Here is a 13097-nt window from a genome sequence, read left to right on the forward strand (position 1 = left end):
ATGTCTATCTCGGCACTGTCGAGGGCGACTTCGAATTTTCTCTTAAATTACAATTTTGATATCTAGCGCGTTAATTCAGCGCGGCGTTGTTGGCCGCCCTAGGAGATAGCCATGAATGACATAGAGCCCTGGGCAGTTGCTATCGGTGACTTTCGCCGCTGCACTGAAAAACTCACTGTCCAGCTCGATGAGCTGACCTCGCAGACGCGCACCTCTAGCGCTGTTCTGGAGAGGTCGAACGAACTGGTGGAGCAGGTGGACGCTGTCGGCCGGCAGATTCAGGAGGAGGTGCGAAAGGCGGAGAAGGCTTGGTCGAATGCGGAAGAGGTTGCCTTGCGCGCCGCTGCTTCAGCGTATTCAGCTGCATGCCGCGGAGTCGACACCGCCATCCAGCCACTGATCTCGGAGCTTACAGCAGCGACAAAGGCTGCGGATGCCTCTATCCAGGAGCTCAAGCGGGCTCCGGTGCTGGCCAAGCGTTATGTGATGGTGGTCGCCACGGCGTTCTTCATTCTGGCGCTGATCTGTGTCTACTCGACCATGCGCCTAATCGATGCCGCCGGCAGCGTAAGTGCTCAAGAGAAAGTGAATGCTCAGTACTTCTCACACCTGTGGAAGAACGCCAATCCTGACGAACAGAAGATTATTAAGTCGGTGATTCTGCGGTCGCCCATGGACCCTGTGGTCCTTCGGCACTGATGCATTGAGGCAAACAAAAGGCCCGTTGATTGACGGGCCTAATCGTGCCTGCGCAATTTAAGCGGCGCTCATTGCCGGCTGCATTTGCTGGGCTGCGGGAAAGTGAAGGTGGAACCAGGTGAAGTTTTCTTCGGTCACCTCCACGCTCGCCGATCCTTGGTGCAGACTCATGATCGACTGCACAATGGCCAAGCCAAGACCGGTACCGCCTTCGCTCCGTGCTCGGCTCTTGTCCACACGGTAGAACCGCTCAAACAAGTGCGCGTGGTGTTCCTTGGCAATACCGCGGCCGGGGTTGCCGACACTCAACGTCGTACCGCTCGCACTATGCTGCACCTTAACGTAGACCGTGCGGCCGCGAGGGCAGTAACGGATCGCGTTCGAGACCAGATTCGAGACGGCACGTTGAACCATCAGGCGATTCCCGCGCACCACGTCATCACTGCCAGAGATCTGCAGCTGAATCTCGCCTTCTTCTGCTGAAATGCTGAAGAGATCGCACACTCGCTGAACCTCGTCGACCAAGGAGACGGGTTCGAACTCCACCATGGAGGCTGGATGACTGACCTGGGCCAAGAACAGCATGTCGGAAACCATGCGGCTCATGCGGTCCAGCTCTTCTGTGCACGACTCCAGAACCTCCCGGTACTCGGAAAGCGATCGTTCTCTGGTCAAGGCAACCTGGGCCTTGCCCATCAGGTTGGAAAGCGGTGCTCGAAGTTCGTGAGCAAGGTCATCAGAAAACTGCGAGAGCTGCTGAACCCCATCATCCAGGCGAGCCAGCATGATGTTGATGCCGTCGGCGAGCTTCTTGAGTTCTGCCGGCATCCCGTCAGTCGGAAGACGATGGTCGAGGCTCTCGGTTGAGATCTTTGACGCTACCTTGAGGAATTTGGTCAGAGGCAGCAGGCCTCTGCGCACAGTCCACCAGCCAATGGCCAGGATCAGCGCGAGGATGACAGGGGACATCATCAAGGCCCAGGTCAGCAACGCATCGAGTAACGCCTCACTGGATGACTGGTCCATGGTCATATAGACGCTGACCTCTGTTCCATCGCCCAAGCGCATTATCCGAGAAGCACTCAGCAGAGGACGGTCCTGCGTATCACGCCATTCGTGCTCTTTGGGCTGGGCCGCCGGCTGAAACTTGTGCACCTCCAGATTGACCTGTTTTGAGCCAATCGAGAGCAGGGGAGTCTGGTTCTGTGAGGTATCGAATATGCTCACATACAGGTTGTTGTGGCCCATGACCAAATCGACAAGCTGATGCGCATCCGCGTTGACGCCGGAGATGTCCGGGATGGTGGAGAGGTTGTGTGCCATCCCCGCCATCTTTACTTCCAGGTCCGCTCTGGCATTTCTTTCCAGAGCCTTGCCTACCATCATATAGCCGAAGGTGGCGAACAGAAGCAGCAACGCAGCGCTCATCAACCCAACTTTAAACCCCAGCTTTGCAGCCAGGCTGAATGGCCTCATGCGCGTTCCTCAAAAACGTACCCAACGCCACGAAGCGTGTGAATGAGCTTGGTTTCAAACGGGTCATCGATCTTCGAGCGCAAGCGCCGGATGGCTACATCGATGACATTGGTGTCGCAATCGAAATTCATATCCCAAACCAACGAGATGATCTGAGAGCGAGTCAGCGCTTCTCCCGTTCGGCTCATGAGCAGGTGCAAAAGCGCAAATTCCTTGGTGGTGAGATCGATTCGTGTGCCACCGCGGAAAACGCGATGGCGGACGGAGTCGAGTTCTAGGTCGGCAATTTTCAACGAGCTCTTCTCGACTAACTCATCACCACGGCGTTGCAGCGAACGGATGCGTGCAAGCAGCTCAGGGAATTCGAATGGCTTCACAAGGTAGTCATCCGCGCCGCCGTCCAAGCCCTTGAGCTTGTCATTGATGCGTCCGCGGGCGGTCAGCATGATGATGCGGACCCGGCTGGTCTTGCGGATGGTTTCCAGCAGGTCCCAGCCGTCGATACCCGGGAGGTTCACGTCCAGAAGGACCAACGAATAGACATTAGTGTTGAACAAGTGCAGGGCATCGACACCGTTGTGCACGATATCTACGACATACCCGCTTTCGGATAGGCCCTGCTGAAGATATTCGGCAGTTTTAATTTCGTCTTCCACAACTAGAACGCGCATAACTTATCTCAAGGTGTGAGGAAGGAGTTGGCCTAATCCGCCAAGATTATGGTTGCAGGCTTTTCGAAAGTTTGGCTGAGGGTATGGCATGTGGTAGTCGCTACCTCTGTCCATACGCCGGGTCACCTGAGGACGCTTGAATCTTAACGCGAAGAAGCTGGCCGCGGCGAAATCCTACAAATTTGTAATGTAGCCGCAAGATTTCTGACAGTCATGCAGGCTCCACCCTTGAGCTTAGCGGATTCTGGGGCCTGCAACGGTGTACGACAGCTTCGCCTGACGGGTGGAATCGGCCAGGACAGGCAGTATTTCTGCCGCTAGCTTGCAGGGCTGGTATCGTCCTCGGATCGAGTCGCCAACCAGGCAGTACCCATGAACGCTTGCAAACTGGTGCTCCTTTCCGTGGAATAGCTCACGTGGCGGCTCAGTATTCTCTCGAATAATTATCTTACAATCTATTACATGTCCAAATTGTAATTGCGCGATCATCTTGGTGTTAGCCTCCTTTGCTAGTTTAACGGCAGCGTAAGAGGCATCGCTGCTTTGGAAATTGTCTCATTTCAAAGCAGCTTGGCAAGAGCGACGGGCAGTTGTTCACGCCAGTGCATTCACCTGTAAACCATACGCTCCTTTGGTAGGTGAATTTTAGCGCCCCCCTACGGGCGCTTTTTTATTAAGGGACTTCTTATGAACACTACTGTATCAGCGATCGCCGTGTTTATGCTCTTTACATCACTAACAGCTAATGCCCAAAGCGGTATGGAGATCAATCAGCGCATTGAGCGCTCTGCTAGAGAGGCTACTGCGGATTATGCTCAGCGCGTAAAAAAGCCCATGCCTCAGCTTGAAGACTACGCCTATGGCATGGACCTTGACGTTAGTAAGTTGGTGTATGTATCGCCCAGCGTGCGGTACTGCGGTAACGTGAGAAGCATGATGACCTACGAAGACTCAAAGGGCGAACTACATATGGTTCGCTACTTGGTCAAAGGTGAGTGCATCAATAGTCGTTGAACGGCCCCTGAATTGCAGTCCTGGCTCGTGACTTATAGCAGCTCAATGCCAAATCGACGGAGCAGCAGGGCAAAGCCCCCAAAGCTCACCATGGTGATGACGATACTGCTGATAAGCGTTGGCCAGAATCCCAGTTTGGGCAGCAGCACTGGAAAAGCGATGAACATCGGAAGGGTCGGCAGCACGTACCAGACGGTGTACCAAGCATGATTGGAGATCTTCTCCATGCTCTGGTTCTCCAGGTAAAGCCAGACCAGCGTCAAGACCGTGACCAGCGGCAGGGCGGCGACCAGCCCGCCCAGCTTGTCACTGCGCTTTGCCAGCTCTGATACGAGAATCACTAATCCGGCAGTGAGTAGATACTTCGTGATGATCCAAGCCATCGCTGAACCTTCTGGAGGTTATGGTCGGGGGCAGGCGAAGCCATTCACCAACCCCTCTCGGAGTGCTCCTGCCGTTTACGCCATCCTTCACCGCATGTCTTCTACGACATCACCCTCAGCCAGGAGGGTGATGTGTTCGTTTGGTTTTTACCGATCGATCAGTGTGAAGGCGACGGAACGCTTTCGTGGAAAGCTGCCCGCTCGATCTGGATGGTGCAGTGATGGATTTCGAATGCATCGCTGACAGCATCCACGACGGCCGCCAGCACAGCATCCCCATCTGCAGAATCCCGTATCACTACGTGCGACGTCATCACGTTGCTGCCACTGCTGACGGCCCAGACGTGCAAGTCATGAACGTCCGTAACGCCATCTACGCCGAGGATGGTAGCCTCGATTGCCGTCACGTCGAGCTCCCTCGGCACACCCTCCATGAGGATTCCCAGGCTTTCGCGAAGCAACTGCCACGTCCGCGGCAGAACCCAGAGGCCGATTGCCACAGCGACAATCGTGTCGACCCAAGTCCAGCCGGTGAAGCGGATGATGAGTGCCGCGATGATTACGCCTAGCGAGCCGAGCATGTCGCTCCAAACTTCGAGGTAGGCTCCTTTGACGTTGAGGCTCTCGTTGCTCGCAGATGCCAGAAGGCGCATCGAAATTAGGTTGATGATCAGGCCGGCGATTGCGATCCACATCATCGCTCCGGTAGCGATCTCCGCCGGCATGAAGAAGCGCTGGTAGGCCTCATACAAGATGTACATCGCCACCAGGAAGAGCAGCACGGCGTTGAACGTCGAAGCCAGAATTTCCAGGCGCGCATAGCCGAAGGTTCTTTTCTGATCTGCCGGCCGCTTGGCTATCTGAAGTGCAATCAGTGAGATCGCCAAGGCGGCAGTATCTGTGAACATGTGAGATGCATCCGACAGCAGCGCCAGGCTGCCGGTAATCCACGCACCGATCACTTCTGCAATCATGAAGCTGCCAGTCAAGGCGAGCGCCATGATTAGCTTCTTCTGATGCCCCTCGCGTACTGCAGCGCTGCCATGGTCATGATTTGAACCCACGTATTTCTCCTTGCGCAGGGTTGTGGTCTCGTTGGCCTTCCTGTCTACCTAGCCTTAGAGCGTCGCTTGGCCACACTGACTGCAAAATCTTGCCCCTGCACTCAGCAGCGAGCCGCAGGCGGTGCAACCACTCGATAGCGGTGTTCCGCAGTTTAGACAAAAGCGTGCTGACGGATCGTTGGCCGTCCGGCACTGCCTGCAGCCCTGCAGATCTTTGATGGGGGCAGGAGTGGCAGGGCGCCCGCCGTCATACACCTGATTACCGCCGTCGCAGCCCTGCTGCCGGCCATGGCGATCATACTGCTCGGCCCCATGTCCCCCGCTGTGGTGCTTGCCTCCACCGTGGTTTCCACGGCCATGGTGCCCGCCCAGGATGTTTTTGAAAAAGCTCATGGTATTCGCCCCTCATTGATGGGTGACATATTAACGAGCAAAAGTTGAAAATAATGTTCTGCTCGCGAGAAAGACTTGTAAGTTGAATTGAAATTTCAAAATTAGCCTACGACAAAACGAAACCGTTTTGTTTGTGAAATTAAATTTATCTAGCTGAGCGGCGCATTGTTTTTGGTGGGTGGCATTCCCCTAATTTTGATCATAGCGTGATCAATGACAATCAAAACAGCAGTTATTGGATTTCTGTCAGCATTGTAATCCCGAGGTCATCGTGTCGTTATCAGGTCCCGGAAATAATGCGCTCAGCGAGATTCATTTCTCTTTTTATCCCTATGCCTCACACATACTAAGCGTCCCCAACGCCGAGGGGCCTAAGGCCTCTGGCGCTCCGCACATTGCGCAATCGCTCAGCATCTGTCGACGGCTTGCCTTGTAGCTCCCGCTAACTCCATAGCTACCGCCATGGATAAGCAGCTTCCAGAGTTTGATAATGACACCTTCCAAATCCATTGTTCACACCCTGTTAAGCAAATGGATCTTTGCTATTCGCAATGCGCGGCAGAAAGGCATCAGTACTAATTTGCTAATCGGCCTGGTGACTTTTTGGTTGCTGCTATTCGCGAACGCTGAGCTCTGGAACGTGCTCTGGAAGCTGGTATTCAAAACCGATGAAGTGAACTGGCTGCTAGCGGCCAGCCTCCCAGTCATAGTATTCGCATGGGTGTTTACCGTTCTGAGCTTGCTGTCATGGGGGCGGCTGGCCAAACCCTTGCTGTGTCTGGTACTGATCAGCGCGTCTTTCGCGAGTTACTTCATGAATGCCTACGGCATCGTGGTCGATTACACAATGTTCACCAACGTTGTGGAGACCGACGTCGCTGAGGCAACCGAGCTGCTGAATTGGAAGCTGGGTCTTTGGGTCGCAATGGTTGGGGTGTTGCCCGTCTACCTGATCGCCCGGGTTCCCCTCCGGCGCAAGCCTTGGGCCAAAGCTTTGGTCAGCAGGTTCATTGCTCTGTCGCTCGCTCTGTTGACCTTATCTGGCATCGCGTTGAGTCAGTACCAGTCGTATGCCTCCTTGCTGCGCAACAATCGGGAGATCCGGCTGATCCTGGTACCTACCAACTTGTTTGCGGCTGGCCATGGGTACCTGAAGCGTCAACTGGCCTCACCTCAAACGCTGACGGCCATTGGTACTGATGCGGTAGTTAATCGACAGGGTGCGGCTCGTAAACCGAGGCTGCTGGTACTGGCAGTAGGAGAGACCGCTCGCTCCGCCAACTTCTCCCTCAACGGCTACTCCCGTGAAACGAATCCGGAACTAGAAAAGCGAAATGTCATTAGCTTCACGAACGTGAGCTCCTGCGGTACCGCTACCGCGGTCTCGCTGCCATGCATGTTCCTGGACGTGGGTAAGGCCCAGTACAAAGATGGCTTGGCCAAGAGCCGAGAAGGGCTGCTCGACGTGCTTCAACGCGCTGGCATCAGTGTCATGTGGACTGACAACAACTCGGGGTGCAAAGGGGTCTGCGACAGGGTTCCCAACCACAAGGCTGCCTCTCACGCGGATTCCCAACTGTGCACCAGCGAGGAGTGTAAGGACGGGGTGCTGCTCACGGAGATGCAAGACTTCATCAAGCGCCAGGAAGGCGATGCTGTCCTGGTGCTCCACTACAAAGGCAGTCACGGCCCGGCCTACTACAAGCGCTACCCCTCGCAATTCAAGAAATTCGCACCGGTGTGCGAGACCAACGAGCTCGACAAATGTAAGCAGGAGGAGGTGGTCAATGCCTACGACAACTCAATCCTCTACACCGATTATGTGACTGCAAATCTCATCGATATCCTGGCGGCCAACACCAAGTTCGACACTGCGCTGATGTACGTTTCGGACCACGGCGAATCGCTGGGGGAGGGTGGGCTCTATCTGCATGGGCTGCCTTACGCGATGGCTCCTGACGAGCAAACTAAGGTGCCGTTGGTACTTTGGATGTCTGACTCGCTCGCGAAGAGTGAAAAGGTCAACGTGGGTTGTTTGAAAGCTCAAACCACGTCACCGCTGAGCCACGACAACCTGTTCCACACCGTGCTCGGCATGATGAACGTCCAGACGTCTTCGTATCGCTCAGCGCTGGATTTTACAGCCCCTTGCAAGCCCTTGGCCGGAGGCTCTTATTCTGGCCTCTGAATGTTCGATGTGGACCGGATCATCGGCCAGGCGGTTCTGCACCAGCCTGCTTTGACAGCTGAGAGAAGCTGGACTAATTACATAGCTGCATTCAACAACCCAAGCGGAAAAGGAAGTTTTGCATGAGCATCAAGCCAGGCCCAAAGCGCACCAATGAAGATGGCACTCCGGACAAAAGGCAGCGAGTCACCCCTGAAAAGCAGAAGGACCATCCGGACCTGAAACCCCACAAGCACAAAAAGGGGGAGTAAGAAAAAAGCAGCTCTCGGGAGCTGCTTTTTTGTTTGGGCTGTGTGCAAACCTTCCCGACTGTCTCGCTGATCAATCGGACCCAGTCGTGAGTCTTCAGCTTTGCGTGATCGGTTAGGGCTGTTCGAATTCACTCCAAGGTGGGTCACTTGTCGGGCGTGACTCACAAACAGCTTAGATCGGCTTGATTGCCGCCTCGCTTTGGCTAGCTTGGAATCCATCGCTATCCATCGGTTGCAGGGGGCTGCATGCGTTTGCGCGGAGATGTTTATTGGAGCTGGGCAGATCCTACGCTTCATCACCGGACTCACGAAGAGATCCTGAATGACGGATCTTATCTCGACGTGCAGGTAAGGCTTTCGCGGATAGGCGCAACGCAGCTGTTTATCGGTGTGTACGCGCCGTCGGGAACCGCTCTGTACGAGGAAGCGTTCGACACCAGGCCGAACGAATCAATGACGAGCGCGTTGGCCTGGGGAGTCGCCAGGGCGCGTGCCGTAGCTGAGTTGTAAACCACTTTTTTCAACTGTAAACCACTGTGGTTTACAGTTGAAAAAAGTGGTTTACAGCAGGGCCCCTCAGGCTTGAGGCAGCTCCAGCAGATCGCCCAGTTCCTCCCGGGCCATCTTCACTCTATCCATTCTGCGATAAGGATGATCAACCGGCATCCGGATAAGGGATTCGAACCAAGCCGAATCGAATTTGATGACTTCCTTGTGAATGTGCTCAAGCTCACCTCTGCGAGGCTGTGACACCACAAACTCCATGCTTTCAACCAAGCCGGACGCTTCACTGTCTTTGACGATTCGATGGCGGATGAAACTCATTTTGAGATCAAAATATGCCGCCTTCGAACCGGGCACCTTCTTCGATTCCAGCCGACCGGTGCTGCTAATTTCCGCCCCCGGTACCTCAGAGGCAATAGCTTTTACCAGTTCAGCATTTCCACTGACCTTCTGGCCAAACAGGCGGGTGGCGTCCGACATGTAAGCAAAGATCCATGGCACATTGCGAAGCGTCGCGCCGGTATAGAGGTAGCCACGCTCTCCCTTGTAACGCTGCAGCATGCCTCTCAACGCATTCTCGGAAAGGACCAGTTGGGTCTCTTTCTCCAGGATGTAAACCACGCGATCGAACTGTTCTATCAACAGCTTGAGAATCTTCCGCGGAACACCGTCAAACCTGGTTTTTCGTTCTGTTTTCTTGTGCTGGCGAGGCTGGAAGTACGGGCAATCGTTACGGGCCTCACTATCAAATGGAGCGATGCCGCGAATGCTCTTAGTAGCATGTTTCCCGAATGGGTTCTTCACGTTAGGCGGTAGCTCATACAGCCCAACCAGCTGGACAGGGTTGTCGCATGCCGGGCATACAGCAAACTGAGCTAGCTTGCCCGCACTTCCAGGCTGGTACCACGGATCTCTGCGGAAGGTCTCGGCCTCGAAACCTTCCTTGTCGATGATCTTGCTTTCTGTGTCTTCGATGCGGAGCTTATAGATATCCATCTTTGCTGAAACCGTATCAATAGAGGGTCTCTGGATGGTAACGAGCGAGGATAGGCAGCAGTAGGCCTAACTGACCCTTTTGGTGGTCACCCACTGGTTTGAAGCCCGCCCAAAGCATGCCTGACCGACCTGCGCGGGCCCTAAAGGCCAGATCACTTTGATCTGAGTAGCCATTGGCATGGAAGTGACCACTACATTCCATGATCATGACCGTTAAAGAACGGCTATGGATTCACACAATGGAGACTACAATGGCAAGCCTACGCTCCGTCCTGGAGGTAGCATGCTGAACGCGAAAGTCAGAGGCGCTTGTAGCAGTCAGCGATGAAAATAACCGGAAGAGTCGAAGTCGAGACCGTTATAGACGTCGTGTGCGATGTGTGCCGTTGCTCCACCCGCTTGGATACTGGCGGGAATCAGTTCGGCGCCCTACAAGCACACTGGGGCTATGGTACTGCCCATGATGGGGAGCGCTATGAACTGCACCTGTGTGAGGATTGCTTCTTCCAAACATTGGCTTACCTCAAGCAGGAGCGGCGGACTCAAAATCTGTTCAGCGAGGATGGCCAGGATTTCACCGATGATCTTGGTCTGGTCGCAAAGGATGATTATTTCGGTGACGCCGGGAGCCGATAGCTTCGTTGACGCATGGAAATCCTGACGACAAAGGTGATCGCGCCCGCTTGAAGATACGCAGACACCATCTCCCTTAATGCTGGAGTTCGGAAGGTGACTTGACCGGACGCTTACAGATCACTCAGCTACGCAGCGCTTTGGGATGCGCAGCTTGACACAGTGATTAGTCGAATCGACGGGTCAGTAGGAGGGGGAGTGATCCAGTGAAGCACGAGCGCAGTCAGGAGGCTCGCGATGGTGTTCACTGAGATTGAAACGAGAGCGTTACGCATTTTGGAGTCCATTTTTTGAAGTGGACCTCTATTTAATGCGCATAAACTGTGTGTCACCACCACCCGCAGAAAATTTCGTCACGCCCCAGAATGGGAATTCGCATTCGGGGCGCACCACGATTTATCTCGTGCCAGAAGCCGCCTGCAGTGCAATCAGTTGGCGAGCCAAGACTCTACTACCTCAGCGCCATACTCGTCTTTCCAGGCCTTGAGTGTGCGCTGATTACCACCCTTGGTTTCAACGATCTCACCGCTGTGCGGATTCTTGTAGACCTTCACCACGCGTGCTTTCCGAAGTGCCTTTGGGGCATTCGAAGCTGGAGGCACCGCTTGCGGATCGAGGATCATCACCACTTGGCGCAGACCGTAGCCGTACTCGTTGAGCAAACTGCGCAGCTTCGTTTCAAATTCCATTTCCTGCTTCAGGGCAGAGTCATTTTTCAGCGCTTCCAGCTCTGCCAGTTGGGCTGCGAGCTGTTGTTCGAGCAGGCGGAATTCAGCGAGACGGGACATAAGATTCTCCAAAATGGGTTCGATGATTTTAGCAATCAAGAAAGGAAGCGTGCTAACTATCTTGATCCCACATGCCTGAATCGGCAATCACGAGGCTGAGCGATCGGTGTGGATAAAAACGTGATGGCTTCAGGATCGTCGATCTGGGCGGCTTCACTTGCGAGGTAATCGATCAGCTTTTTGCTTCTCACCCAAACATACTGCCGGCAAGCCGCGTTTGGAATGGATGGCCCCGCAACAGGGCGAAACCTGGCCTCCCAAAGGAGTTTGAACGCTTCCTTGGTCGACGTTCCCAGGTACACAGCGATCTCCGGTCCCAAAATGTAGCCTCGCCTGAATCTATCGATGGCTTGGGGCTTAACCACCAGTTGCGTACGCCTGCCGTGTTCGACGTTGGTGCTCCAAAGCAGGCCAAGCCGAACAAACGCGTAAGCGCATTCTTCTTTGACACCCAATAGCGCAGCTGCTTTGACCACTGATAAACCGGGTAGGGTTAAGCCCTTGCCCCCTGTTCGGGCTTGTTGCCACGATGCAAACTCTTGCGCCTTGAGTAACCACGCCCCCACGCCAACCGGGCCAGTCTCGGCCTGTCGGTAGGCACGAAGTTCACCTGCACGGATTGCCTGAATTAACTCGATCAGCCCACCGCCCTTGGGCAGAGAATGTTTGGCCAAGTAGTTGATCGTCACCAGACTCTGGTCAGTGCTGGTGGGCAGCTTCTCATCAATCATTTCGTTGATCGAGCGGCGGTCAATGAGCCACCTTTCGCCTGGGCGCGGTTCTCCACCAAAGAACTGGAGGGTGCCAGCAGCCAGCAGCTGCCTAACCCGCGTGTGACAGAGGCTTAGCAAATTCACGGTTTGTTTCATATCAACCGCGCCCTGGATTTGCTGCGAGATTACCTTCAACTGATCCAGGTCCACGACCGTAAAAATACGATCTTCATGGGGCTTCTCCCGATAGGCGATTTGCCCCTGCTGATGAAGGCGTTTTACGACTGATACCCCGAGACCACAAGCTTCAGCAGCCGAAGCGAAGGACACCCAACGATGTCTCTCAATCGTCTCCACACTCAAATTGCGATTTCGCTTCGCTAACGGTGCTTCCCACGCATGCTGCAGAAATGATTCGAACTCTCGACGAAGAAAGTCAAAACAAGGGTCATCCAGATCACGGTGGATGTCTTGGTATATCGGGCCGAACGATCTGCTGAGCGTCCAATGTTCGTTATCGGAATGGACTGCCTTGAGGCCACTCAGCAGTTCTCTGAATGCGAGAGGCCAGTTCATGAGAACCACGCCCGCCGCGTTTGCCATAAGCCGCGATATCTCTAGCGAACCCGAATCAGCAACCTTCAGCGGCTGGGTTCTTTCCGTAGGCAAACTTCTGACAGCGAGACGCGATGACAACTCGTGAAACTGTCCGTAGGTGAGGGCAGCCAATCCCGCGTCAGCAGGCAACGAGTCGGCGTAAAACCTATCTTCAAAGCCAGAGGTGAGCCAGGCGGCTGTATCACTCGCAGGCGCGATCTCAAAATTGGTCCCGCACAAAGAGGTGCCACACGCTTGGCAACAATTCGCACTCATCGCGCTTGGATCGGTTTCCTTCAAACAGTTGGGGCACCGTCCATGGAGTTCAGTGCCGTGGACAGAACACGTCGTAACCAGCGTCAAGCCCCAGCTTTCTCTCCAATAACCGGCCTCACCCAAACAGATCGGACAGTACCGCGCGTGATGAGTCGTCCATAACTTGACCCCCTTGGGCCTAGGATCACGAAACTCAGCAGCGACCGTAGGCCAGCTCAGTGGTCCTTCCATCATCTGCAGCCAGTCCGCAACATCAGTCTCGTCGGCTCGTGCAAAGGCTGTGAGCAGTTCCTTTCTGGGTAATCCGTTGGCTTTCGCCAAGCGCTGTAGGTACCCCAAAAGACTTTCGTCGTGGTGTGGTCGTGGGTTGATTAAAAGACCAAACATTCCTACACATCCATAAAATCGAAGACATAAAAATCAGGGGAGTAGAGCCGGGCTGATAAGCCCG

At 54.5% G+C, this 13097-nt stretch carries 14 protein-coding genes and 1 pseudogene; 6 read left to right on the top strand and 9 right to left on the bottom strand.

The window, feature by feature from the left end; all coding sequences use genetic code 11:
- The first annotated feature begins 111 nt into the window (after positions 1 to 111).
- On the top strand, positions 112 to 699 hold the full coding sequence (locus tag QSV36_RS00925) for a hypothetical protein (RefSeq protein ID WP_010951442.1): 588 nt from the start codon (positions 112 to 114) through the stop codon (positions 697 to 699).
- Positions 700 to 756: 57 nt separating this feature from the next.
- Here the strand turns inward: QSV36_RS00925 and QSV36_RS00930 are convergent, their stop codons facing one another.
- Both QSV36_RS00930 and QSV36_RS00935 read right to left on the bottom strand, forming a co-directional pair.
- On the bottom strand, positions 757 to 2175 hold the full coding sequence (locus QSV36_RS00930; protein WP_104833696.1) for a heavy metal sensor histidine kinase: 1419 nt from the start codon (positions 2173 to 2175) through the stop codon (positions 757 to 759).
- On the bottom strand, positions 2172 to 2846 hold the full coding sequence (locus tag QSV36_RS00935) for a heavy metal response regulator transcription factor (protein ID WP_003253457.1): 675 nt from the start codon (positions 2844 to 2846) through the stop codon (positions 2172 to 2174). The genes QSV36_RS00930 and QSV36_RS00935 overlap by 4 nt, the downstream gene beginning before the upstream one ends.
- Before the next feature lie 687 nt (positions 2847 to 3533).
- Here QSV36_RS00935 and QSV36_RS00940 point away from each other — a divergent pair.
- Positions 3534 to 3860, top strand: a complete 327-nt coding sequence (locus QSV36_RS00940) for a DUF2790 domain-containing protein (protein ID WP_004577661.1) — start codon at positions 3534 to 3536, stop codon at positions 3858 to 3860.
- 32 nt (positions 3861 to 3892) lie between these two features.
- On the opposite strand, the gene QSV36_RS00945 is transcribed toward QSV36_RS00940, so the two are convergent.
- From QSV36_RS00945 to QSV36_RS00955, 3 genes are all read right to left on the bottom strand, one after another.
- On the bottom strand, positions 3893 to 4243 hold the full coding sequence (locus QSV36_RS00945; RefSeq protein WP_104833699.1) for a DUF3147 family protein: 351 nt from the start codon (positions 4241 to 4243) through the stop codon (positions 3893 to 3895).
- A gap of 158 nt (positions 4244 to 4401) precedes the next feature.
- Positions 4402 to 5307: a cation diffusion facilitator family transporter gene (locus QSV36_RS00950; RefSeq protein ID WP_104833700.1), complete on the bottom strand. Its 906-nt coding sequence runs from the start codon at positions 5305 to 5307 to the stop codon at positions 4402 to 4404.
- Positions 5308 to 5361: 54 nt separating this feature from the next.
- The gene (locus tag QSV36_RS00955) at positions 5362 to 5700 is read right to left on the bottom strand and encodes a zinc ribbon domain-containing protein (protein ID WP_104833701.1); all 339 of its coding nucleotides are present in this window, start codon (positions 5698 to 5700) and stop codon (positions 5362 to 5364) included.
- A 490-nt stretch (positions 5701 to 6190) separates the two neighbouring features.
- On the opposite strand from QSV36_RS00955, the gene QSV36_RS00960 reads away from it, so the two are divergent.
- From QSV36_RS00960 to QSV36_RS00970, 3 genes are all read left to right on the top strand, one after another.
- The gene (locus QSV36_RS00960; protein WP_104833702.1) at positions 6191 to 7888 is read left to right on the top strand and encodes a phosphoethanolamine transferase; all 1698 of its coding nucleotides are present in this window, start codon (positions 6191 to 6193) and stop codon (positions 7886 to 7888) included.
- Positions 7889 to 8010: 122 nt separating this feature from the next.
- Positions 8011 to 8139: a hypothetical protein gene (locus tag QSV36_RS00965; RefSeq protein WP_003253468.1), complete on the top strand. Its 129-nt coding sequence runs from the start codon at positions 8011 to 8013 to the stop codon at positions 8137 to 8139.
- Between the two features lie 246 nt (positions 8140 to 8385).
- The gene (locus tag QSV36_RS00970) at positions 8386 to 8649 is read left to right on the top strand and encodes a hypothetical protein (protein ID WP_104833703.1); all 264 of its coding nucleotides are present in this window, start codon (positions 8386 to 8388) and stop codon (positions 8647 to 8649) included.
- Positions 8650 to 8715: 66 nt separating this feature from the next.
- Here QSV36_RS00970 and QSV36_RS00975 read toward each other — a convergent pair whose 3' ends face one another.
- Positions 8716 to 9639: a hypothetical protein gene (locus tag QSV36_RS00975; RefSeq protein WP_104833704.1), complete on the bottom strand. Its 924-nt coding sequence runs from the start codon at positions 9637 to 9639 to the stop codon at positions 8716 to 8718.
- A 324-nt stretch (positions 9640 to 9963) separates the two neighbouring features.
- Between QSV36_RS00975 and QSV36_RS00980 the strand changes: the two genes are divergently transcribed.
- Complete coding sequence (locus QSV36_RS00980) at positions 9964 to 10275, top strand: hypothetical protein (protein WP_104833705.1); 312 nt, start codon at positions 9964 to 9966, stop codon at positions 10273 to 10275.
- A gap of 425 nt (positions 10276 to 10700) precedes the next feature.
- Here QSV36_RS00980 and QSV36_RS00985 read toward each other — a convergent pair whose 3' ends face one another.
- The 3 genes and pseudogenes from QSV36_RS00985 to QSV36_RS25875 all read right to left on the bottom strand — a co-directional run.
- Entirely contained in the window at positions 10701 to 11060 is a 360-nt protein-coding gene (locus tag QSV36_RS00985) for a histone-like nucleoid-structuring protein, MvaT/MvaU family (protein WP_104833706.1), read from the bottom strand.
- A 56-nt stretch (positions 11061 to 11116) separates the two neighbouring features.
- Positions 11117 to 12670 (bottom strand): hypothetical protein, encoded by a 1554-nt coding sequence (locus QSV36_RS00990; protein ID WP_223998163.1) that lies wholly within the window; start codon positions 12668 to 12670, stop codon positions 11117 to 11119.
- A 33-nt stretch (positions 12671 to 12703) separates the two neighbouring features.
- Positions 12704 to 13033: pseudogene (locus QSV36_RS25875) on the bottom strand (TniQ family protein); the annotation flags it as partial.
- Positions 13034 to 13097 lie beyond the last annotated feature (64 nt).

The organism is Pseudomonas sp. BCRC 81390, assembly GCF_030341915.1.
Taxonomy (GTDB): Bacteria; Pseudomonadota; Gammaproteobacteria; order Pseudomonadales; family Pseudomonadaceae; genus Aquipseudomonas.